The organism is Curtobacterium sp. Csp1, from assembly GCF_013347185.1.
Genome location: NZ_CP054594.1, coordinates 2,919,294 through 2,941,675, shown reverse-complemented (window position 1 = coordinate 2,941,675; position 22,382 = coordinate 2,919,294). Strand labels below are relative to the sequence as shown.

Sequence of the window (22,382 nt, the reverse complement as noted above, 5' to 3'; positions counted from 1 at the left end):
GGTAGGGTGAGCGGGTGACCACAGGAGACACCCCCGACCTCTCGACGACGGCCGGTCGCCTCGCGGACCTGCGCGACCGCTACCACGAGGCCGTGACCGCCGCGGGCGAGGCCGCCATCGCGAAGCAGCACGCGAAGGGCAAGGGCACCGCCCGCGAGCGCATCGAGCAGCTCCTCGACGACAACTCGTTCGTCGAGTTCGACGAGTTCGTCCGCCACCGCACCACCGCGTTCGGCATGGACGCCAAGCGCCCCTACGGCGACGCCGTCGTGACCGGTGTCGGCACGATCCACGGCCGCAACGTCGCGGTGTACGCGCAGGACTTCACGGTCTTCGGCGGCTCCCTCGGCGAGGTCGCCGGCGAGAAGATCATCAAGGTGATGCAGCACGCGCTGAAGACGGGCGTGCCGATCATCGGCATCCTCGACTCGGGCGGCGCGCGCATCCAGGAGGGCGTCGTCGCGCTCGGCAAGTACGGCGAGATCTTCCGCCTGAACACCCAGGCGTCCGGGGTCATCCCGCAGATCTCGATCGTCATGGGTCCGGCGGCCGGCGGTGCGGTCTACTCCCCCGCCCTCACCGACTTCGTGATCATGGTCGACAAGACGAGCCACATGTTCGTCACCGGCCCGGACGTCATCAAGACCGTCACGGGCGAGGACGTCGGCTTCGAGGAGCTCGGCGGCGCGCAGACCCACAACGCCGTGTCCGGCGTCGCGCACTACCTGGCCGAGGACGAGACCGACGCGCTCGACTACGCCCGCTCGCTCATCGGGTTCCTGCCGGACAACAACCTGTCCGACGCTCCCGCGTACGACGTCCTGCCCGAGCTCGAGACCACCGACGCGGACCACGAGCTCGACACCGTCATCCCGGACTCCACGAACCAGCCGTACGACGTCACGACGATCATCGAGCACGTCGTCGACGACGGCGAGTTCCTCGAGGTGCAGCCGCTCTTCGCGCCGAACATCCTCGTCGGCTTCGGTCGGGTCGAGGGCCGCACGGTCGGCATCATCGCGAACCAGCCGCAGGCCATGGCCGGCACGCTGAACATCGACGCCGGCGAGAAGGCCGCCCGCTTCGTGCGGTTCTGCGACGCGTTCGGCATCCCGATCCTGACCCTCGTCGACGTCCCCGGGTACCTGCCCGGCACCGACCAGGAGTGGACCGGCGTCATCCGCCGCGGCGCGAAGCTGCTCTACGCCTACGCCGAGGCCACCGTCCCGCTCGTCACCGTCATCACCCGCAAGGCCTACGGCGGCGCGTACATCGTGATGGGCTCGAAGCAGCTCGGCGCCGACATCAACCTGGCGTGGCCGACCGCCGAGATCGCCGTGATGGGCGGTCAGGGCGCCGTGAACATCCTCTACCGCGCGGAGATCAAGCGCGCCGAGGAGTCCGGCGAGGACGTCGCCGCGGTGCGCGCGAAGCTCGCGAACGAGTACACCTACAACGTCGCGTCGCCGTACCTGGCGGCGGAGCGCGGTGAGCTCGACGGCATCATCCAGCCGCACGCCACCCGCGTGTCCGTCGTCAAGGCGCTGCGGGCGCTCCGGGGCAAGCGCGCGTCGCTGCCGCCGAAGAAGCACGGGAACATCCCGCTGTGAGCGGCAAGCACGCGGCAGCGGTCCCGACGGACACCCCGGCGACCGTCGCGGACGTCCGTGTCGTGTCCGGCGACCCCTCGCCCGAGGAACTCGCCGCGGTCGTCGCGGTGCTGCAGCGTCAGGCCGACGAGGCCGCGGCCCTCGGGCGCGCCGAGGTCACCGTCTCCCCGCGCGCCGGGTGGGACGCCTCGGCCGCCGGTCTGCGGCAGCCGCTGTCGCACGGCCACGGGGCGTGGACGCGCTCCCTGCGCTGAGCATCACCGTCCGGACCACCCACAGACCCCCGCCGTTCACCGGCGGGGGTCTTGTGCCGACGGGGGTATCCGAGCGACGATGTACCCCTGTCCGTCCCCGGACACGCGGACACGCACCCCGCGGTGCGCTGGGCGGGTCGGGACGGTGCCGCGGCCGGTCTGCCCGCAGACGGGGGGCACGCAGCCCCGACAGGGTCCGTCGTGGGCGAATTTGTCCCCCATAATGACGACTGACACGACGCTCGGCGACGGGCACACTAGTGCGTGTTCGGTGTCCTTCTACGAAGAACATCGCAGGTCGGTGGCCGACTAGGGTACGACGTCGCCGACCAGCTACGAGCCAGGGCGATATTCGGGTTGTCGCTCAGGCTCGGGTCGCGAACGGGCCGGTCCTCGGACCGGCCCGTTCCCCGTTTCCGGGATGCGGTCCTCACCGGCGATGCCGGCCTCCGGCTTCAGCGCTGGTCGAGGGTCTCGTGCCGCGGGATCTCGAGCCAGACCACGACCGAGTCGTCCTCGTCCTCGTCGTCCTCGTCGTCGAGCCCGGTGCCGAGCGCGGCGGACTCGCTCGCGGCGGTGTCGAGCCGGAGCCCCACCACCGAGACCGCGGCGTCCGACCCCTCGGCGACCGTGCGCACGATCACGTTGTCGGCCTCACGTGCCTGCCGCAGGGCCTCGGCGATCCGGGCGTGCACGCGCCGCAGGTCGTCGATCTCCAGGTCGTCCAGACCGCCGTCGTCGTGCAGCTGCACCGTGGCGCCGCGGCGACGGAGGCGCATCACCTCGTCGCGGACGTCGTCGGAGAGGAGCGACCGGCCGCGGATCTCGTCCCGGATCGCCTGCTCGAGGTGCAGGCACTCGTCGCGTTCGTCCGGGGTGAGGTCACCGCCGGTCTCGATCACGCGCTCGAGCATCGGCAGGGCCATCCGCGTCGTCTGGCTGAGCCGGAACTGCCGCTCGAACACGTGGGCGTCCTGCGCCGCCTGCCAGTCGGCGGTCTCCTGCTCCGCCCGGACGAAGTCGCGCGTCACGCGCGTCGCCCGGTCCATGGCGACCGCGAAGCCCGTGGCGATCGCCACCCACGACAGGCTCCCGACGACCCCGAGGCTGCTGAGCGCCGGTCCGGGACCCGCCCACGCGACGACGAACACGGCCAGGAACCCGACGCCGACCCACGCGAAGGCGCGGCGCCCACGGACGGACAGGACCGTCATGAGCGTGCCGACCGCCGCGACCCACCACGTGGTGGAGGTCGACGCGGACCCGAGGTCGATGACGGGCGCCTCGATCACGGGCATGACGAGCGCCGTCGCGAGCGAGAAGCACGCTGCCCACACCGGGAGCGTCCGCCCCGGCAGGAAGATCGCGACGGCACTCGCGGCGGCGTAGAGCGCCATGCACGCGAGCACCGGGCCGATGTCGCTCACCCGTGGCAGCGACGCCAGTGCGAGGACGAGGTGGAACAGCGAGAAGAGCGCGGCGAGACCGATCGCGATCCCGGCGGGCAGCGAGACCCTCACGAGCGGCCTCCGGAGCTCCACGCGAGGCGGATGCGAGTGCCGGCGCCGGGGTTGCTCAGCACGAGCGCCGTGCCGTCGACGGCCTGCACGCGCTCGATGATCGAGCGGCGGACCCCGAGTCGGGCGGCCGGGACGGCGGCGAGGTCGAACCCGGCGCCGTCGTCACCGACCTCGACGTGCACCGACGCGCCCCGCTGCTCGATGCAGACCCAGCGCCGGACGGCCGGTCCGCCGGCGTGCTGCACGCTGTTCACCGCGGCCTGCAGTGCGGCCGAGGCGATCGCGTCCGCGGCCACGGCGGGCATCCGCAGCCCGCCGACGGGGGCGTCCCGCACGGTCACCGGCGCGCTGAGGGTGCCGAGGGCGTCGACGATCCGGTCCCGGAGCTCGACGACGGACACGGGCGGTGCCTCGCCGGGCAGGTCCGCGGCCGCGGCGCCGAGGTGGTCGATCGCGTTCCGGGCCATCCGTGCCGCCAGGGCCTTGGCCTCGGGCGTCTCGGCACGCGCGGCGGACAGCAGGGTCGTGAGCACGCTGTCGTGCACGATCGCGTCGACCTGCACGCGCTCGACCTCGGTCGCGTGCTCCCGGATCGCGGACGAGTACCGCCGCACCGCGGTGGCCTGGGCGACGTCCACCGCCGCCGCCGCGCGCCGCAGCAGGACGGCGATCACGAGCACCGCGCCACTGAGGATGGCGGTGAAGGCCCCGTCGAGCAGCGCCTGCGGGCCACCCGACCCGCCGAGGGGCGAGAAGGCGACCCAGGCGTACACGGCGGGGACGAGCGCGGTGTAGACGATCGCCCGCCACGGCGCGAAGCCCATCGCGGCCGCGGTCGAGCCGACGGTGCAGAACCACCACGGCCACGGCTTCTCGGCCCCCTCGAGCGGGTGCACGACCGTGAGCGGCCAGGTCACCAGCACGACGAGGAAGAGCAGGGCACACACGATCTGGGCGATCTGCGCCAGCCGCTGCGCGAACGCCGACACCCCGACGAACAGGAAGGACGCGCCGAGCAGCCCCGCCGCGAGCGGACCCCAGAACGGGTCGAGCGACGGGAGCTGCTGCAGCACGTTCGGGACGTTGATCGCCCCGAAGCCGATCGCGGCGACCGCGATGAGGATCGCGAACGCCCGCTCGACCGACGCCTGCGTGATCGACGGCCGGACGCCACGCGCCGGGTCGACCCCGAACGGCGCGGGTTCGGCGAGCGCCGGCGCGGGCTCGGCCGCGGTGGCCACGGGTCAGCGACCGTCCGCGTCGGGGTCGATGCCCGAGTCGAGGCCCGGCAGGATGCCGTCCTCGACCGCACGACGGAGCAGGTCGACCTTGGTCGGCGCGGGACGGCCGACCTCGACGTACTTCACGCGGATGCGGTCGAGGTACTCCCGCGCGGTCGAGTACCCGATGCCGAGCTGCTGGGCGGCGAGCTTGAGCGGCAGGCCGGACGCGTACAGGTGCAGGATCTCCCGCTCCCGGCGGCCGAGCTGGGCCTTCGCGAAGTCACGGTCGGCGTCGATGGCGCTCGCCCACTCGAGGTTGTTGAGGACGTCGCCGCGTGCCACGGTCGCGACGGCGGCCATCACGGTCTTCGTCGCCGAGGACTTCGGGATGACGCCGGCGGCCCCTGCCGCCAGTGCCTCGCGGACGCTCGCCACGCGGTCGGCGATGGAGTGCACGAGGACCGCGGAACCGGTGCCCTGCACACCCTTCACGTTCGCCGTGACGGTCGAGCCGTCGCCGAGCGACAGGTCGAGGACGACGACGTCGACCTCACGCCCGTCGAGGTGGTCGATGTACTCGCGGACGCTCGCGGCGGTGAGCACCACCTCGAAGCCCTCGTTCTGGCACGCCGCCTGGATCCCGAGTCGCACGGACTCGTGGTCGTCGACGATCGCGACGCGGACCGGTCTGGTCGCGAGTCCGGTCGCTCCGGTGCTGGTGTTCGTGTCTGCTGCCACGGTGGCCTCTCGTTCCGATGCGCGCCCAGCCCCTGATACTGGGAGCGATCACCGACCAAGGATACCCAGGATGCACCCAGCCACCGGGTTCCTGTGCACCGCGTCACGCAACCCGGCGTCACCCGACCTCAGGCGAGCGGCACCAGGCGCGCCACGGCCTCCAGGTGGTGCGTGTGCGGGAACAGGTCGAACGCCCGCAGCGCCTCGAGCCGGTACCCCAGGTCCGCGAACGTCGCGACGTCCCGCGCCAACGCGACCGGGTCGCACGCGACGTAGACGACCTGCGCCGGCTGGAGCGCGGCGATCTGCACGACGACCTCGCGCCCGGCGCCCGAGCGCGGCGGGTCGAGCACGACCGTGCCGGCGCGGAAGCGCTCCAGCTCGGGCCGGGACGCACCGGCGGCGGTCCGCGCGAGCCACCGGTCGACCCGGCCGGTCTCGGCACGGGCGCCGATCCACTCGGCGAGGTTCTCCTGCGCGTGCTCCGTCGCGCGGGGCGCGCTCTCGACGCTCGTGATGCGCGCCTTGGGCCCGACGACGTCGCCGAGCGCGGCGGCGAGCAGGCCGACACCGCCGTACAGGTCCAGGTGCTGCCCCTCCGGGTCGACGCGGTCGCGGTCGACCAGATCCTGCACGGCCGCGGTCAGCACCGCCGGGGCCTGACGGTGGACCTGCCAGAAGCCGGTGTCGTCGACCGCGAACGCACGCTCCCCGACGAGCTCGCGCACCACGGTCGGCGCCTGCGCGTCGATCACGAGCCGAGCGCCCTCGGCACCGCTCGGGGCGAGGACGTCCACGACGGACGCACCGGGCAGCGCCCCGCGGCCGAGTGGCGCACTCCCCCGCACGACGTCGGTGACGAGCGGCAGCGAGGCCACCGGCACGACCGTGTGCGAGCGGGACGCGTACGGGCCGGCGGTGCCGTCCTCGTCGACGTGCAGCCGGACGCGTGTGCGCCAGCCGAGACCGTCCGCCGCGTCGTCGCCGGGGGCCGCCTCGACCACGACGTCGTGCCCGAGCGCCTCGACGAGGTCCGTCCGGGCGAAGCGCGCGAAGGCGTCGACGAGCACGTCGTGCTTCAGTGTGCGCTGGTGGGCGAGTGCGATGTGCCCGAACTCGGCACCGCCCGCACGCACCGCCGGGTCGCGGTCCAGCGCGGCCTCGGGCCAGACGTGCTCCACGCGGTGCTCGCTCGGCGTGACGACCGACACCGTGTCGGCGCGCCAGAACGACTTCTTTCGGTCCTCGGTCACACGGGCGACCACGCGCTCGCCCGGGACGGCGTCCGAGACGAACACCACGCGCCCCTCGTGCCGTGCCACCGAGATGCCGCCGTGGGCGATCCCGGTGACGTCGAGTTCGAGCAGCGTGCCGACGGATTCACCCATGGTTCGATGTTCCCATGCGTCTGTACCTCGCGAGTACGTCCCCCGCCCGCCGCGCACTCCTGGCGCAGACCGGCATCGAGCCGGTCCTCGTCGCCCCGGGCGTCGACGAGGACGCCGCGGTCGCCGCCGCTGCGGCTGCGCTGGGCCGGAACCTCACCGGTCCCGAGCTCGTCGCGATGCTCGCCGTCGCCAAGGCCGGCGTGGTCGCCGACGCACGGGTCGCCGGCTCCCCCGTCGACGGGTTCGTGTTCGGCGGCGACTCCGCCTTCGAGGTCGACGGCATCCTGTACGGCAAGCCGCACGAGCCGGCGGTCGCCCGCGAGCGCTGGCGGCAGATGCTCGCCGCCGGCGGCGGCACCCTGTGGAGCGGCCACTGCGTCGTGGACCGTCGCGCCGACCGGCCGGCGGACCCGGCCGCGTCCCGGACGGGAGGCACGGGGCGGGCCGGCACCGTGCCTCCCGTCCGGCAGGTGGACGCGTCGGACGGCGGCCCGCTCGGACCGGCCGGCCACCTGGGCGCGGTCGCGCCCGGTGGGTCGACGCTGGTCGCCGCCGGTGACCGCGTGGTGGCGGTCGACAGCGCGGTGCTCACGTTCGCCGACGACGTGTCGGTGGACGAGATCGACGCGTACGTCGCGACGGGCGAGCCGCTCGAGGTGGCGGGGGCGTTCACGATCGACGGGCGGGCCGCGGCGTACATCACCCGGATCGACGGTGCGCCGTCGGCCGTCGTGGGCCTGTCGCTGCCGGTGCTCCGGTCGATGCTGCTCCGCGGATTCGGCATCGCCTGGCACGACCTGTGGTCGATGTAGACATCCACACTTGTTCGCCGCGGTTCTTTGTGGATGCCGGTCAATTCGGGCCGCCGTCGCACGAATACGCTGACTTACCATGCCCCGTATCAGCAAGGTCCTCATCGCGAACCGCGGCGAGATCGCCGTCCGCATCATCCGCGCGGCCCGCGACGCAGGCAAGGCATCGGTCGCGGTCTACGCCGACCAGGACCGTGACGCCCTCCACGCCCGCCTCGCCGACGAGGCGTACGCGCTGAACGGCACCACGAGCGCCGACACCTACCTCGTCATCGACAAGATCATCTCGGTCGCCCGACGGTCCGGCGCCGACGCCGTGCACCCGGGCTACGGGTTCCTCGCCGAGAACGCCGACTTCGCGCGTGCCGTGATCGACGCCGGGCTGACCTGGATCGGCCCGTCGCCCGAGTCCATCGAGCGCCTCGGCGACAAGGTCTCCGCCCGCCACGTGGCCGAGAAGGTCGGTGCGCCGCTCGCCCCCGGGACGATCGAGCCCGTGCAGGACGTGTCCGAGGTGTTCGACTTCGTCGACCAGGTCGGGCTGCCCGTCGCGATCAAGGCGGCGTTCGGCGGCGGCGGCCGCGGCCTGAAGGTCGTCCGCTCCCGCGAGTCGGTGGAGGAACTGTTCGAGTCCGCCACGCGCGAGGCCATCGCGGCGTTCGGCCGTGGCGAGTGCTTCGTCGAGAAGTACCTCGACAAGCCGCGCCACGTCGAGACCCAGTGCCTGGCCGACGAGCACGGCAACGTCGTGATCGTCTCCACGCGCGACTGCTCGCTGCAGCGTCGCCACCAGAAGCTCGTCGAAGAGGCCCCGGCACCCTACCTGACGCCCGACCAGGAGACGCGGCTGTACGAGTCGTCGAAGGCGATCCTGCGCGAGGTCGGCTACGTCGGTGCCGGCACGTGCGAGTTCCTCATCGGCGCCGACGGCACGGTGTCCTTCCTCGAGGTGAACACCCGCCTGCAGGTCGAACACTGCGTCTCGGAAGAGGTGACGGGCATCGACCTCGTGCGCGAGCAGTTCCGCATCGCCGAGGGCGGCACGCTCGACTACGCCGACCCGGCGCCCCGCGGGCACTCGTTCGAGTTCCGCATCAACGGCGAGGACCCCGGGCGCAACTTCTTCCCGGCGCCCGGCCCGGTGCACGCCTTCACCGCCCCCTCGGGCCCCGGCGTCCGCGTCGACTCCGGTGTCGTGTCCGGCGACGTCGTGTCCGGCTCGTTCGACTCGATGCTCGCGAAGCTCGTCGTCACGGGTGCCACCCGTGAGGAGGCGCTGGAGCGCTCGCGCCGTGCCCTCGCCGAGTTCGAGGTCACCGGGCTGCCGACCGTGCTGCCCTTCCACCGCGCGGTCGTGTCCGACCCGGCCTTCGCCACCGACGACGCAACGCCGTTCAGCGTCTACACGCAGTGGATCGAGACCGACTTCCAGAACGACATCCCGGCCTGGACCGGCGCGACCGAGGAGCTCCCCGCTCCCGCCGAGCGCGACACGGTCGTCGTCGAGGTCCAGGGGAAGCGCATCGAGGTCACCATGCCGTCGATCGTCGGCGGTGGCGCCGCGGGTGCCGCCGGACGTCGCCCCGCCGGCCCGTCCGCCCCGCCGAAGCGTCGCTCGTCCGGCGTCCGCGGCGGCCTGGCGTCCTCGGGCTCCGTCACGTCGCCGATGCAGGCCACCGTCGTCAAGCTCGCGGTCGCCGAGGGTGACACCGTGGTGAAGGGCGACCTGCTCGTCGTCCTCGAGGCCATGAAGATGGAACAGCCCGTCCAGGCGCCGCGCGACGGCGTCGTGAAGGGGCTCAACGCCCCGGTCGGCCAGACGGTCTCGTCCGGCCACGTGCTGCTCGAGCTGGCGTAGCCGGCGGGCGCTCGTTTCGCACAACCGAAAGCACACCGCACCGCCGAAAGGCCTGGTGCGGTGTGCTTTCCGTTGTGCACCACGCGACACCACGGTCGTCATCGGACCGTCGTGAACCGGGGGCGCGTCGTCGGGACACCCAACGAGCGGAGCAGCTCGCGCAGCAGTTCGGTGTCCTGGGTCTCCGCGTGCCCGATCCGACCGAAACCGTGGACACCCGGGCAGCGACGGATCCGGTCCTCGCGGCGTTTCTCGGCCACGACGACGTCCGCCGCCGTCTGACCCGGCCGCCGGAGGGCCGGGTCGGTGTACTTGACCCGTCCGTCGTACTCGAGCACCACGCCCTGCTCAGGGAACCAGAAGTCGACGAAGCCGACCAGCCCCGCGTCGTCGAACCGGTGCTGGAGCTCGGGTTGCGGGGCACCGACCTCGTCGAGCGCGACCCGCGCCACCGACTCGCCCGGAGACCCGGATCGTCCGTCTGCGATCGCGACTGCCCGCTCCGCCCGCGCACGGTGGCGCACCGGCCGCGCGGCGACGAGTGCCGCGATGAGTCGCTCGCGATCCGTCCCCCTCGCGAGCACCGCGTCCAGGGCAGGCACGCTCGTCCGGAGCGGGTACGCGATGGCCAGGTCGACCGCGGTGGTCGCCAGGTCCGTCAGGCGACGCCCCGTGGCCGTCATCTCGGCCAGGCGGAACTGTCGCCCGGCTCCGGGCCGCTTGTAGACGGAACGCAGCGTCTGTCCCGTCGACCGCAACGGATCGATCACCTCGACCAAGTCGGGGAACTCTCCAGGCCACGGCAGCCCGTGCAGCGCGGCGGCCGAGGCGTGTGACACGATCAGCCGAGGGGCGAGCCGGTCGTGCACGGCCTTGACCCGGGCGATGTGGCGCTCACCTGGTGTCGCTCGCCGCCACTCGTCGCCGAGGACGAACCGACCCGGGCCGACGCGGACGAGCTCCCCGCGCAGAGCTCGCTCGCGGTGTCCACGACCGCGACGCCCGCTCGGGTCCGCTTCCCCACCGACGACGATCTCGAGTCTGGCCATGCAGACGACGGTGGCACCGCGCCGATGTCCGCGGCGACGCACAGCACTCCCTTGTGGACTCCGGAACCGCAGACCTCGGCTGTGGAGGAGTCGCGACGGAGCATTCGTGCCGCCGCGGTGCGCGCGGGCAATGGTGCGGATTGCTCCTGCACAAGGGGAAGCACACCACGCCATGCGATCGCGTGGCGCGGCGTGCTTTGCGTTGTGCGGACGACCCCGGCCGGCGACCGACCGACCGCGCGCCGCCGCCGCCGCCTACGAGACCAGCGGGCGCACGTCGTCGGCGAGGGCCTCGACGAGCGCACGGGCCTCGGCGGGCGAGTCCGCGACCGTGTCGATGTAGACCTTGACCTTGGGCTCGGTGCCGCTCGGGCGGACGATCACCCGCGCGCCCCCGTCCAGGTCGTAGCGCAGGATGTCCGACGGCGGGAAGCCCTCGACCCCCGCGTCGTAGTCGGTCACGGTCTCGACGGCCCGTCCGCCGAGCGTCGTCGGGGGCGTGGACCGGAGCGCGGCCATGATCGTCCCGATGCGCGACAGGTCGTCGACGCGCGTGGCGACCTGTCCGGACGCGAAGGCCCCGAACTCGGCCGCGAAGGCGCCGAGCTGGTCGGCCACCGTCTGCCCGTCCGCAGCGAGCGACACGGCGAGGTCGAGCAGCGACAGCGCCGCCGAGATCCCGTCCTTGTCCCGCACGACGTCGGGGTCGACGAGGTAGCCGAGGGCTTCTTCGTAGCCGAACACCAGCGACGGCACCCGCGAGACCCACTTGAAGCCCGTCAGGGTGTCCCGGTAGCCGAGCCCGTACCGCTCGGCGACGCGGGCCAGTGCCGGCGACGACACGATCGACGCGGCGAGCGTGCCCGTCCGCCCCTCGGCCGCCGCGCGGGACGCGGCACGCCACCCGAGGAGCCACCCGACCTCGTTGCCGGACAGGCGTCGGAACGAGCCCGCGCCGTCCGGGATCGCGAGGGCGAGTCGGTCGGCGTCCGGGTCGTTCGCGATCACCAGGTCCGCGCCGACGGCGACGCCCTGCGCGATCGCCAGGTCCATCGCGCCCGGCTCCTCCGGGTTCGGGAACGCGACCGTCGGGAACGCCCCGTCCGGATCGATCTGCTCCGGCACGACGACCGGTTCCGCGAAGCCCGACGCGGCGAAGACCGCCCGCGCGGTCTCCCACCCGACCCCGTGCATGGCCGTGTAGACCACCGTCGGCTGGGCATCGGACGGGAGGATCGTGGCCGGCACCGTCGCGGCCGTCGCGGTCACGTACGCCGCGGCCAGCTCCGGACCCGCGACGGTGTAGTCGGTGGCACGGACGAGGTCGCGGACGTCGCCCGCCGCGACGGCGTCGATCGCCGCGGCGATCTCCCCGTCGACCGGCGGCACGATCTGCGAGCCGTCGTCGTCGCCGCCGAGGTACACCTTGTAGCCGTTGTCCCGCGGCGGGTTGTGGCTCGCGGTGACCATCACGCCGGCGCCGACACCGAGGTGCCGGACCGCGAAGGCGAGCACCGGGGTGGGCAGCGCGGAGGGCAGCAGCGTGACCTCGAGCCCGAGGCCGCGCATCACCTCGGCGGAGTCCCGCGCGAAGACGTCCGAGTTCACCCGACCGTCGTAGCCGATCACGACGCTGCGGTCCCGGCCGGTGTCGACGAGGAACCGTGCCAGACCGGCCGCGGCCTGGGTGACGACCACGCGGTTCATCCGGAGCGGACCGGCACCGAGCTCGGCGCGGAGCCCGGCCGTGCCGAACGCCAGCCGTCCGGCGAAGCGCGCGGTCAGCTCGTCGGTGTCCCCGGCGTCCACGAGCCGCTGGAGCTCGGCGCGCGTCTCGTCGTCCGGGTCCTGCTCGATCCAGGCGCGGGCAGTGTCGACGACGCTCACAGGGCCGCCACCACGCGCGCGAGCAGGTCGGCGATGACCGGCTCGGCCTGCTTGCCGGCCTCGAGGACCTCGGTGTGCGACAGCGGGGTCTTCTGGATGCCGGCGGCGAGGTTCGTGATGAGCGAGAAGCCGAGCACCTCCATGCCCGCCTGGCGCGCGGCGATGGCCTCGAGCGCGGTCGACATGCCGACGATGTGCCCGCCGATCGTCTTCGCCATCTGCACCTCGGCCGGGGTCTCGTAGTGCGGGCCGCGGAACTGCGTGTAGACGCCCTCGTCGAGCGAGGGGTCGATCGTCTTCGCGACGGCGCGGAGCCGTGCCGAGTACAGGTCGGTCAGGTCGACGAACGTCGCGCCCTCGAGCGGGCTGTCGGCGGTCAGGTTGATGTGGTCGCTGATGAGGACCGGGGTACCGGGCGTCCAGTGCTCCTTGATGCCGCCGGCCCCGTTCGTCAGCACCATGATCGACGCACCCGTGGCCGCGGCCGTCCGGACGCTGTGCACGACCCGGCGGACGCCGTGGTTCTCGTAGTAGTGCGTCCGGGCGCCGATGACCAGCGCGTGCCGGCCGTCCTGCAGACGGATCGAGCGGACCGTGCCGGAGTGACCGGGCACCGCCGAGGCGCTGAAGCCGGGCACGTCGGCCGCGTCGATCGTGGACACCGTCTCGCCGAGGATGTCGGCGGCCTTGCCCCACCCGGAGCCGAGGGTCAGGGCGATGTCGTGCCGCTCGATGCCGGACCGGTCGGCGATGACGGCGGCGGCGTCGCGGGCGACCTCGAACGGGTCGGCGGCGGGGTCGTTCAGCGGGTTCTCCGTGCTCATGCCCCAACTCTAGAGGGCGGGCACGGACCGGTTCAGTGCTCCCCGAGCGCCCGGTCCACGGCGGCGGTGATCTCGCCCTGGTCGAAGTGGTTGCGGATGACGATGACCTCCGCGTAGGTGTCGCCGATCGCCTCGACGAACTCCGCGCTCGTCAGGATCACGTTCGCGTCCTCGGCGACGTCCCGCACCGAGGCGACGTCGGCCGCCTCGACCGTGGCGGCGAGTCCGAGCGCGTCGAGGGCCTTCTCGGCGTTCACCTTGAGGATGCCGCTCGAGCCGATCCCGGCGCCGCAGATGGTCACGATCTTCACGCGGGTGCTCCCATGATCGCCCGGACCTCGGCCGCGGACGTCGCCGCCGCGATGCGCCCGGTGACGGTCGGGTCGTTGAACAGGTTCGCGATCTCGCCGATCGACTCGAGGTGCGTGCCGACCTCGGCCACCGCGAGCCCGAGCACGACCGAGACGGGGTCGTTGTGCGGGTGGCCGAACGCCACCGGCTCCCGCAGGGTCACGACGGCGAGCCCGTCACGGAGCACCGCCGGCCCCGGCCGGGCGTGCGCGAAGGCGAGTCCGGGCGAGATCACGATGTACGGACCGTGCTCGTCGACCAGGTCGGTCATCGCCTCGGTGTAGGCGTCGGTGGCGGCACCGGAGGCGACGAGGGCGTCGCCGGCGAGCCGGAGCGCCGCGCGCCACGACGACGCGGACGCCCCGAGCACGACGGCGGGGTCCGGCAGCGGCGGCAACGGCATGTCCTAGGCCTCCTGGTGACCGGCCGTGATGGTCGCGATGATCTCCTCGCGGTCCTCCAGCGGCAGGAACGAGCCGAGCGCGGCGTTGATCTGGAACGCGGCGAGGTCGTCGAGGTCGTACCCGAACGTCGCCGCCAGCAGGGCCAGCTCGCGCGTGAGCGTGGTGCCGCTCATCAGGCGGTTGTCGGTGTTCACCGTGACCCGGAAGCCGAGCTGGTACAGCACGTCGAAGGGGTGGTCGGCGAGGTCGTCGCCCCACGCCGCGATCGCGCCGGTCTGCAGGTTCGACGACGGCGAGACCTCGAGCGGGATCTCCCGGTCGCGCACCCACGACGCGACCTCGCCGAGCGCGGCGAGGGTCGAGCCGTCCCCGGCGTCGGAGAGCGTGACGTCCTCGAAGATCCGGACGCCGTGGCCCAGGCGGAGCGCCCGGCCGTCGACGAGCGCCGAGCGGATCGAGGCGAGCCCGTCGGCCTCGCCGGCGTGCACCGTCACGGGGAAGAGCTCGGATGCCAGGTACTCGAACGCGGGACGGTGGTTCGACGCCGGGAACCCGGCCTCGGCCCCCGCGATGTCGAAGCCCACGACGCCGCGGTCGCGGTGCCGCACGGCGAGCTCCGCGATCTCGAGGGACCGGTCGGCGTGCCGCATCGCGGTGACGAGCTGTCCGACGCGGATCGACCCGCCGGCGGCGTCGACCGCCTCGGCGATGCCGGCCTGGACCGCCTCGACGGTCTCGTCGAGCGTCAGGCCGCCGCGCAGGTGCTGCTCCGGGGCCCACCGGACCTCGCCGTAGACCACGCCGTCGGCGACGAGGTCCTCGACGAACTCCTTCGCGACGCGGTGCAGCTGCGGCGCGGTCTGCATGACCGAGGTGGTCACGTCGAAGGTCTTCAGGTACTCGACGAGCGAGCCGGAGTTCGACTGCTCGGCGAACCAGGCCCCGAGCGCCGCGGGGTCGGTGGTCGGGAGCGTGACGCCCGCCGACTCCGCGAGCTCGACGATCGTGGCGGGCCGCAGCCCACCGTCGAGGTGGTCGTGCAGCGAGACCTTGGGCAGGTCGTCGATGACCGCCCCGGCGTCGGGCAGGCGGTAGGTCGGGGCGTCGGCGCTCATGCCCTCAGGCTATCGGTGCGCCCCGACCTTCCGCGCGCTCAACCGGTGATGCGCTCCCGCACGATCGGGCCCCGCTCGGGAGCGGTCTCCCCGATCGACCACGCGCCCTCCAGCGACTCCAGCGCCCGCTCGAACCGCGCCGGCTCGTCGGTGTGCAGCGTCCACAGCGGCTGCCCGGCCGTGACCGCGTCGCCCGGCTTGACGTGCAGCTCGATGCCCGCACCGGCCTGCACGGGGTCCTGCGCCCGGGCACGACCCGCGCCGAGGCGCCACGCGGCGACCCCGAACGGCAGCGCCTGCTGCTCGGTCAGGACCCCGGACGAGGACGCTGTGACGACGTGCTGCTCGCGGGCCACGGGCAGCCTCGCGGACGCGTCGCCGCCCTGGGCCTCGATCATCCGGCGCCAGGTGTCCATCGCTCGGCCGTCGGCCAGCGCGGCCGCCGGGTCGGCGTCCGGCAGGCCGGCGAGCCGCAGCATCTCCGACGCCAGTTCGACCGTCAGCGACACCACGTCGGCCGGGCCGCCGCCTGCAAGGACCTCGACGGACTCGCGGACCTCGAGCGCGTTGCCGATCGTCAGGCCGAGCGGCACCTCCATGTCGGTCAGGAGCGCCGAGGTCGCGACCCCGGCGTCGTTCCCGAGGTCGACCATCGTCTGCGCGAGCTCCTTCGACGCCTCGTAGGTCGGCATGAAGGCGCCGGAGCCGAACTTCACGTCGAGCACGAGCGCGCCCGTGCCCTCGGCGATCTTCTTCGACATGATGCTCGACGCGATGAGCGGGATGCACTCGACGGTGCCGGTGATGTCCCGCAGCGCGTAGAGCTTCTTGTCCGCCGGGGCGAGCCCGGAACCGGCGGCGCAGATGACCGCACCGACGTCCGACAGCACCTGCATCATCCGGTCGTTCGAGACAGACGCCTGCCAGCCGGGGATCGACTCGAGCTTGTCGAGCGTCCCGCCGGTGTGGCCGAGCCCCCGACCGGAGAGCTGCGGCACCGCGACGCCGAACGACGCCACGAGCGGTGCGAGCGGCAGGGTGATCTTGTCCCCGACGCCACCGGTGGAGTGCTTGTCCACGGTGGTCTTGCCGAGCGAGCCGAACGACATCCGCTCCCCCGACGCGATCATCGCGAGCGTCAGGTCCTTGATCTCGCGACGCTCCATCCCGTTCAGGAAGATCGCCATCGCGAGCGCCGCCATCTGCGGGTCCTCGACGTATCCGCGCGTGTACGCGTCGACCAGCCAGTCGATCTCGGGCGTGCTCAGGGCGTCACCCGAACGCTTGGTGCGGATCAGGTCGACGGTGTCGAACGGCTCGACGGCCATGTCAGTGCTCTTCCTGGTAGGTGGCGAGGGTCCGGGGCCCGAAGGCGTCCGGCAGGACCTCGTCGATGGTGCGGATGCCGGAGACGGTCTCGAGGAGCATGCCCTCGGCGGAGTGCTCGAAGAGCAGCTGCCGGCAGCGACCGCACGGCATCAGGGTGGCGCCGTCGCCGTCCACGCACGTGAACGCGACGAGCTTGCCGCCGCCCGTCATGTGCAGCTGCGACACGAGCGAGCACTCGGCGCACAGGGTGACCCCGTACGACGCGTTCTCGACGTTGCAGCCGGACACGACCCGCCCGTCGTCGGTCAGGGCAGCGGCCCCCACCGGGAAGGACGAGTAGGGCGCGTAGGCGCGCCGCATCGCGGCCGTGGCCGCGTCGCGGAGCACGCTCCAGTCGACCGCTCGGCCCGCGTCGTTCCCGGGGTCGGCGGCACCGGCCGGGAGGATCGGGGCGGCGTCCGCCCCGTCGGTCGCGGCGACCGCCTGGTCACCCGCAGCGTTCGTGTCGGTCATGACCCGTGCCTCCCGTCCGTCAGCTCTTGATGTACGGCTTGCCGGCGGCCGCCGGCCCGCGCGACTGTCCGACCAGGCCGGCGACCGCGAAGATCGTGACCACGTAGGGCAGCATGAGCAGGAACTCGCTCGGGACCGGCGAACCGACCGCCGCGAGCGTGTTCTGCAGGTTCGAGGCGAAGCCGAACAGCAGCGCCGCGAACGTCGCACGGATCGGGTCCCAACGACCGAAGATGACCGCCGCGAGCGCGATGTAGCCCGCGCCGGCCGTCATGTCCTTCGTGAAGCCGCCCGCGGCGTCGAGCGTGAAGTACGCACCGCCGAGACCGGCGACGGCGCCCGCGATCGAGACGTTCCAGAAGCGCGTCCTGGCGACGTTGATGCCGACCGTGTCGGCTGCCTGCGGGTGCTCGCCGACCGCACGGAGGCGCAGGCCCCAGCGGGTCTTGAACAGGCCGAAGGTGACGACCGCGACGGCGACGTACGCCAGGTAGACCACGACGGTCTGCTCGAAGAAGATCGGGCCGATGATCGGGATCTGGTGGAGGAGCGGGATCTCGATCTTGGGGAAGCGGATGCCGACGTTCAGCGTGCCCTGGTTCGGCGACAGGACCTGCGAGTACAGGAAGCCGGTCAGACCCGAGATGAACGCGTTGATGACGACACCGACGATGACCTGGTCGACGAGGTACTTGATGCTGAACGCCGCGAGGACGAAGGACACCAGGACACCGGCGACGAGCGCGCCGACGAGACCGACCCATGCCGAGCCGGTGAGCGAGGCGATCATCGCCGAGGTGAACGCGCCGGCGAGGAACTGGCCCTCGATGGCGATGTTCACGACGCCGACGCGCTCCGAGATGACACCGCCGAGGGCACCGAACACCAGCGGGACGCTGAGGCTCAGGGCGCCGACGAGCATGCCCGGGATGGTGATCGAGTCACCGGCGACGGCCCAGCTGAGGAAGCCGACGACGAAGACCAGCGCGAAGAGCGCGGTCACCCAGAGGGGCACCCGGCGGGCACCGCGCGTCTCGATGACCGCGTACACGGTGGCGAGCGCGAGCAGGACGATGACGACCACGCCGGTGGCGGCGGCCGGCAGCGGGACGTTCGGCAGCGCGAAGAAGTCGCCGGCCGAGGCCAGGCGGAACGTCGCGGTGCCGGGGCGTCGGGCGAAGCCGAAGAGGACGAGGGCGAGGAGCGTGAAGACGCCGAACGCGATCGGGGTCTTCCAGCTGCGCGTCGTCTCGACGGGACGGTCGGCGGGCAGGGCCGGGACCGCGGTGGGGGTCATGGTGCTCATGCGGCGACCGCCTTCTTGCTGTTCTTGCGGACACGGCGGCGGGCTCCCGGCTGCGGGATCCGGAAGATCGCGCGGACGAGCGGCGGCGCGGCGATGAAGAGGACGATGAGCGCCTGGATCACGCCGACGATGTCGATCGGGATGCCGTTCGCGGCCTGCATGGCGTAGCCGCCGTTCTTCAGGACACCGAACAGGATCGCCGCCCAGAACACGCCCCACGGCTTCGAGCGGCCGAGGAGTGCGACCGTGATCGCGTCGAAGCCGATGCCGGCGTCGATCCCGGACGTGAAGCCCGAGGTCACCGCACCCTGCACCTGGTATGCGCCGGCGATGCCGACGAGCGCGCCGGAGATCACGAGCACCCAGATCGTGAGCGCGGGGACGCTCATGCCAGCCACACGGGCCGCGCGGGGGTTCTCGCCGATGGTACGGAAGCGGAAGCCGAGCGACGACTTGTTCACGAGCCACCACACGACGACGACCGCGATGATCGCCACGACGAACCCGAGGTTGATCCCGTACCGCGGACCGAAGAGCGCCGGGAAGACCGCGCTGTCCTTCGTCGCGGGCGAGATCGGGTTCGCGCTCCCCGGGGCCTGCAGGAGACCCGGGGTGCGGAGCAGGAAGCTGACCAGGTAGAGCGCGACGTAGTTGAGCATGATCGTGACGACCACCTCGTTCGCACCCGTCCGGGCCTTGAGCACGCCGACGATGCCGCCCCAGACCGCACCGCCGACGATGCCGGCGAGGACGGTGAGCGGGATGTGCAGCGCGGCGGGGCCGTCGAACGAGAAGCCGACCCAGCCGGCCGCCGCGGCGCCCATCAGGATCTGCCCCTGGCCGCCGATGTTGAACAGGCCGGCGCGGAACGACAGCGCGATGCCGAGACCGGCGGCGATCAGCGGCACGGCGTAGTCGACCGAGCGCGTGATCGGCACGATGGCCTGGGCGAAGGACGGTGCACCGAAGTTGATCACCGAGCCCTGGAAGAGCGACGCGTAGGCGCCGCCGACCGAGGTGCCGATCGCCTGCAGGGTGTCCGTCGGTCGGGCGAAGAAGTACCCGGCGGCGGTGCGGACGTTCTCGTCGGTGACCGCGATCAGGATGCCGCAGGCCACCAGGGCGAGGACGACGGCCAGGACCGTCACGAGCACGGAGCCGTTCACGATCTGCTGCGCCGCGGCCCGCCACCGGTCGCCGCCCGCGCGCCGCTCGGAGTCGGCGGCGGAGTCGGTCATCAGGTGCGGGGTGGCCTCGGTGTCCTGCAGACGGTCGTCGGTGGGCGCGGGGGTCGGGGTCGCCGGTCGCGTCGTGTCGTCCGACGCGGGGGCCGGGGTCGCCGGTCGCGTCGTGTCGTCCGGCGTGGGGGTGCTCACGCTGCCAGCTCCGTTCCTTCTGCTGTGGTTGCTGCGAGTTCGGCGGCCATCATGCGACCTGTTCCGTTCCTTCGGGGAGTTCCCCGGCCATCATGAGGCCGAGGACGTCGCGCGGGGTGTCCGCGGGGACGATGCCGACGATGCCGCCGCGGTACATGACCGCGATCCGGTCGGCGAGCGCCACGACCTCGTCGAGCTCCGTGGAGACGACGATGACCGGGACGCCGGTGTCGCGCGTGGCGACGATGCGCTTGTGGACGAACTCGATGGACCCGACGTCGATGCCGCGCGTGGGCTGCGCGGCGACGAAGAGCCGGAGCTCGCGGCTGAGCTCGCGGGCGAGGACGATCTTCTGCTGGTTGCCGCCGGACAGCCGGCCGGCCGCCGTCGTCCGGGACGGCGTGCGGATGTCGAACTCGGCGATCTTCTCGTCCGCGAACGCGTCGCGCTCGGCGGAGCGGATCGTGCCGGCGCGGACGAACTCGTCGTGGTCGGCGCGGTCGAGCATGAGGTTCTCCGCGATGGTGAACTCGCCGACCAGGCCGTCCTCCTTGCGGTCCTCGGGCACGAAGCCGACACCCGCGTCGAGCACCTGCTTGACGGTGCGCCCGGTGAGCTCCTTGCCGTCGAGGGTGACCCGACCGGCGTGCACGGGCTCGAGGCCGATGATCGCCTCGGTGAGCTCGGTCTGCCCGTTGCCCTGGACGCCCGCGATCGCGAGCACCTCGCCGCGGCGGACCGTGAACGAGACGTCGTCGACGAGGACCACGCCCGAGGGGTCGGTGACCGTCAGGTGCTCGACGACGAGCGCGTCGTCCCCGCCGGTCGCCGGTGCCTTGTCGACCACGAGCGACACGGCACGGCCGACCATCAGGGCTGCCAGCTCGTTGTTCGTCGCCGTCGGCGAGGCCTCGCCCACGACGGCGCCGAGGCGGATGACCGTGATGCGGTCGGCGACCTCGCGGACCTCGCGCAGCTTGTGGGTGATGAAGACGATCGCCGTACCGGCCTCGCGGAGCTGGCGCATGATGCCCATCAGCTCGTCGGTCTCCTGCGGCGTGAGGACGGCCGTCGGCTCGTCGAACACCAGGACCTTCGCGTCGCGGGACAGCGCCTTGATGATCTCGACACGCTGCTGCACGCCGACGGGCAGGTCCTCGACCCGGGCGTCGGGGTCGACATCGAAGCCGAAGCGGTCGCTGATCTCCCGCACGCGGGCGCGGGCCCCGGCGAGGTCGAGCCGGCCGCCGAAGGAGGTCTGCTCCTGGCCGAGCATGACGTTCTCGGCGACGGTGAAGACGGGCACGAGCATGAAGTGCTGGTGCACCATGCCGATGCCGGCGCGCATCGCGTCGCCGGGGCCGTCGAAGTCCTGGACGACGTCGTCCAGGAGGATCTCGCCCTCGTCGGCCTGGTAGAGGCCGTAGAGGACGTTCATGAGCGTGGACTTGCCCGCACCGTTCTCGCCGAGGAGGCAGTGGACCTCACCCGGCTCCACGGTGAGCGAGATGTGGTCGTTGGCGACGAGTGGTCCGAACCGCTTCGTGATGCCACGGAGTTCGAGCTTCATGTTCCGGGGTCTGTTCCTGTCGGTGGTGCTGTGGACACGTCGATGCGGGCGGAGGACTCGTCCCCCGCCCGCATCGGTCGTGCTACTTGACGGTCGCCTTGGTCTCGACCGTGATCGAGCCGTCGATGATGCCCGACTTGATCTTGTCCAGCTCGCCCTGCAGGCCGGAGTCGACCTTCGACGAGTAGTCGTGGAATGGCGCGATGCCGACACCGTCGTTCTTCAGGGTGCCGACGTACGGGGTGTTCGAGTACTTGCCGTCCGCTGCCTGCTCGACGACGTCCTTGACGGCCGGGCGCATGCCCTTCTCGACGGACGTGAACGCGATGTCCTTGTAGCGCGGGTCGGCCTCGTACAGGTCGCTGTCCGCACCGATCAGGACCGAACCGTTGTTCGCGTCCTTGATCGCCTCGGCAGCCGACTGGTAGATCGGGCCACCGACGGGCAGGATCACGTCGGCGTTCTGGTCGAGGAGCGTCTGCGCCACGGCCTTCGCCTGCGTGCCGGCGTCGAAGCCACCGGTGAAGGAGCCCTTCTGGCTGTCGACGTCCCAGCCGACGACCTTGACGTCCTTCTTCTTCTGCTCGTTGTAGTACTTCACGCCGTCCGCGAAGCCGTCCATGAAGATGGTGACGGTCGGGATCTGCATGCCGCCGAAGGTGCCGACGACGCCGGACTTCGAGTACGACGCGGCCGCGTAGCCGGCGAGGAACGCCGCCTGCGAGGTGTCGAACGTGATCGGCTTGACGTTCTTGGCGTCGATCGAGTTGTCGTCGATGATCGCGAAGTCGGTGTCGGGGTTCGCCGCGGCCTGCTTCTTCGTGGCGTCGGCGAGGTTGAAGCCGACGGTGACGATGAGGTTGCAGTTCTGGCCGATGAGCTGCTGGATGTTCGAGTCGTAGACCGTGGCGTCCTTCGACTCGGCCGACTTGTACGTCGCACCGAGGTCGGCCGCGGCGTCCTTCATGCCCTCGAAGCCGAGCTGGTTGAACGACTTGTCGTCGAAGCCACCGGCGTCGGAGACCATGCAGGGGCGGAAGTCGCTCTTCTTCGACGTCGCGGTTTCGGACGGGGCGGCCGAGCAGCCGGCGAGGACTGCCACGGTGCCGGCGAGGGCGAGGCCGCTGAGCAGGACCTGGCGGGTACGAGATGTCACGGGTTGGTTCCTCCGGGGGGCGGTGCCCGGACCACGTGCGTTCCGGGCGATCGTGGCGACAGTACACGACCGTCGGGCCGGTACAGAACGCCCCTGAGG

General features: G+C 72.1%; 20 protein-coding genes. 4 read left to right on the top strand and 16 right to left on the bottom strand.

Features of this window, described 5'->3' with window-relative positions; all coding sequences use genetic code 11:
* Positions 1-14: 14 nt before the first annotated feature.
* Positions 15-1,610 carry an acyl-CoA carboxylase subunit beta gene (locus HUN58_RS14120; protein WP_058742365.1) on the top strand — a complete coding sequence of 532 codons (1,596 nt, stop codon included), beginning with the start codon at positions 15-17 and terminating at the stop codon, positions 1,608-1,610.
* Positions 1,607-1,864 carry an acyl-CoA carboxylase subunit epsilon gene (locus HUN58_RS14115; RefSeq protein ID WP_058742366.1) on the top strand — a complete coding sequence of 86 codons (258 nt, stop codon included), beginning with the start codon at positions 1,607-1,609 and terminating at the stop codon, positions 1,862-1,864. The genes HUN58_RS14120 and HUN58_RS14115 overlap by 4 nt, the downstream gene beginning before the upstream one ends.
* A 455-nt stretch (positions 1,865-2,319) precedes the next feature.
* Here the strand turns inward: HUN58_RS14115 and HUN58_RS14110 are convergent, their stop codons facing one another.
* The 4 genes from HUN58_RS14110 to HUN58_RS14095 form a co-directional block, all read right to left on the bottom strand.
* Positions 2,320-3,384, bottom strand: a complete 1,065-nt coding sequence (locus HUN58_RS14110) for a hypothetical protein (protein WP_058742381.1) — start codon at positions 3,382-3,384, stop codon at positions 2,320-2,322.
* Positions 3,381-4,625 (bottom strand): sensor histidine kinase, encoded by a 1,245-nt coding sequence (locus HUN58_RS14105; protein ID WP_180224990.1) that lies wholly within the window; start codon positions 4,623-4,625, stop codon positions 3,381-3,383. Before HUN58_RS14105 ends, HUN58_RS14110 begins: the two co-directional genes overlap by 4 nt.
* A 3-nt stretch (positions 4,626-4,628) precedes the next feature.
* Positions 4,629-5,345, bottom strand: a complete 717-nt coding sequence (locus HUN58_RS14100; RefSeq protein WP_058742367.1) for a response regulator transcription factor — start codon at positions 5,343-5,345, stop codon at positions 4,629-4,631.
* A gap of 128 nt (positions 5,346-5,473) precedes the next feature.
* Positions 5,474-6,733 (bottom strand): class I SAM-dependent RNA methyltransferase, encoded by a 1,260-nt coding sequence (locus HUN58_RS14095; protein ID WP_180224989.1) that lies wholly within the window; start codon positions 6,731-6,733, stop codon positions 5,474-5,476.
* Between the two features lie 14 nt (positions 6,734-6,747).
* Between HUN58_RS14095 and HUN58_RS14090 the strand changes: the two genes are divergently transcribed.
* Together HUN58_RS14090 and HUN58_RS14085 are read left to right on the top strand one after the other, a co-directional pair.
* Complete coding sequence (locus tag HUN58_RS14090) at positions 6,748-7,545, top strand: nucleoside triphosphate pyrophosphatase (protein ID WP_180224988.1); 798 nt, start codon at positions 6,748-6,750, stop codon at positions 7,543-7,545.
* Positions 7,546-7,624: 79 nt separating this feature from the next.
* A complete protein-coding gene (locus tag HUN58_RS14085; protein ID WP_180224987.1) occupies positions 7,625-9,403 on the top strand; it encodes a biotin carboxylase N-terminal domain-containing protein in 1,779 nt (592 codons plus the stop codon).
* A gap of 98 nt (positions 9,404-9,501) precedes the next feature.
* Here HUN58_RS14085 and HUN58_RS14080 read toward each other — a convergent pair whose 3' ends face one another.
* The 12 genes from HUN58_RS14080 to HUN58_RS14025 all read right to left on the bottom strand — a co-directional run bounded on the left by HUN58_RS14080 (position 9,502) and on the right by HUN58_RS14025 (position 22,283).
* A complete protein-coding gene (locus tag HUN58_RS14080; protein WP_180224986.1) occupies positions 9,502-10,452 on the bottom strand; it encodes a hypothetical protein in 951 nt (316 codons plus the stop codon).
* A gap of 255 nt (positions 10,453-10,707) precedes the next feature.
* Positions 10,708-12,339, bottom strand: a complete 1,632-nt coding sequence (locus HUN58_RS14075; RefSeq protein ID WP_180224985.1) for a phospho-sugar mutase — start codon at positions 12,337-12,339, stop codon at positions 10,708-10,710.
* Positions 12,336-13,163 (bottom strand): purine-nucleoside phosphorylase, encoded by an 828-nt coding sequence (locus HUN58_RS14070; protein ID WP_180224984.1) that lies wholly within the window; start codon positions 13,161-13,163, stop codon positions 12,336-12,338. The genes HUN58_RS14075 and HUN58_RS14070 overlap by 4 nt, the downstream gene beginning before the upstream one ends.
* Before the next feature lie 32 nt (positions 13,164-13,195).
* Positions 13,196-13,474, bottom strand: coding sequence for a PTS sugar transporter subunit IIB (locus HUN58_RS14065; RefSeq protein ID WP_058742375.1), 279 nt, complete (start codon positions 13,472-13,474; stop codon positions 13,196-13,198).
* Positions 13,471-13,917, bottom strand: a complete 447-nt coding sequence (locus tag HUN58_RS14060) for a PTS sugar transporter subunit IIA (protein ID WP_058742376.1) — start codon at positions 13,915-13,917, stop codon at positions 13,471-13,473. Before HUN58_RS14060 ends, HUN58_RS14065 begins: the two co-directional genes overlap by 4 nt.
* Positions 13,918-13,920: 3 nt before the next feature.
* A complete protein-coding gene (locus HUN58_RS14055; protein WP_174777992.1) occupies positions 13,921-15,033 on the bottom strand; it encodes an adenosine deaminase in 1,113 nt (370 codons plus the stop codon).
* 38 nt (positions 15,034-15,071) lie between these two features.
* Positions 15,072-16,361 (bottom strand): thymidine phosphorylase, encoded by a 1,290-nt coding sequence (locus tag HUN58_RS14050; RefSeq protein WP_180224983.1) that lies wholly within the window; start codon positions 16,359-16,361, stop codon positions 15,072-15,074.
* 1 nt (position 16,362) lies between these two features.
* Complete coding sequence (locus HUN58_RS14045; protein WP_114849630.1) at positions 16,363-16,875, bottom strand: cytidine deaminase; 513 nt, start codon at positions 16,873-16,875, stop codon at positions 16,363-16,365.
* 19 nt (positions 16,876-16,894) lie between these two features.
* Complete coding sequence (locus HUN58_RS14040; protein ID WP_231050787.1) at positions 16,895-18,172, bottom strand: ABC transporter permease; 1,278 nt, start codon at positions 18,170-18,172, stop codon at positions 16,895-16,897.
* 5 nt (positions 18,173-18,177) lie between these two features.
* Positions 18,178-19,557, bottom strand: coding sequence for an ABC transporter permease (locus HUN58_RS14035; protein WP_217488533.1), 1,380 nt, complete (start codon positions 19,555-19,557; stop codon positions 18,178-18,180).
* Positions 19,558-19,606: 49 nt separating this feature from the next.
* Entirely contained in the window at positions 19,607-21,127 is a 1,521-nt protein-coding gene (locus HUN58_RS14030; protein WP_144804266.1) for an ABC transporter ATP-binding protein, read from the bottom strand.
* An 82-nt stretch (positions 21,128-21,209) separates the two neighbouring features.
* Entirely contained in the window at positions 21,210-22,283 is a 1,074-nt protein-coding gene (locus HUN58_RS14025; protein ID WP_180224981.1) for a BMP family protein, read from the bottom strand.
* Positions 22,284-22,382: the final 99 nt, after the last annotated feature.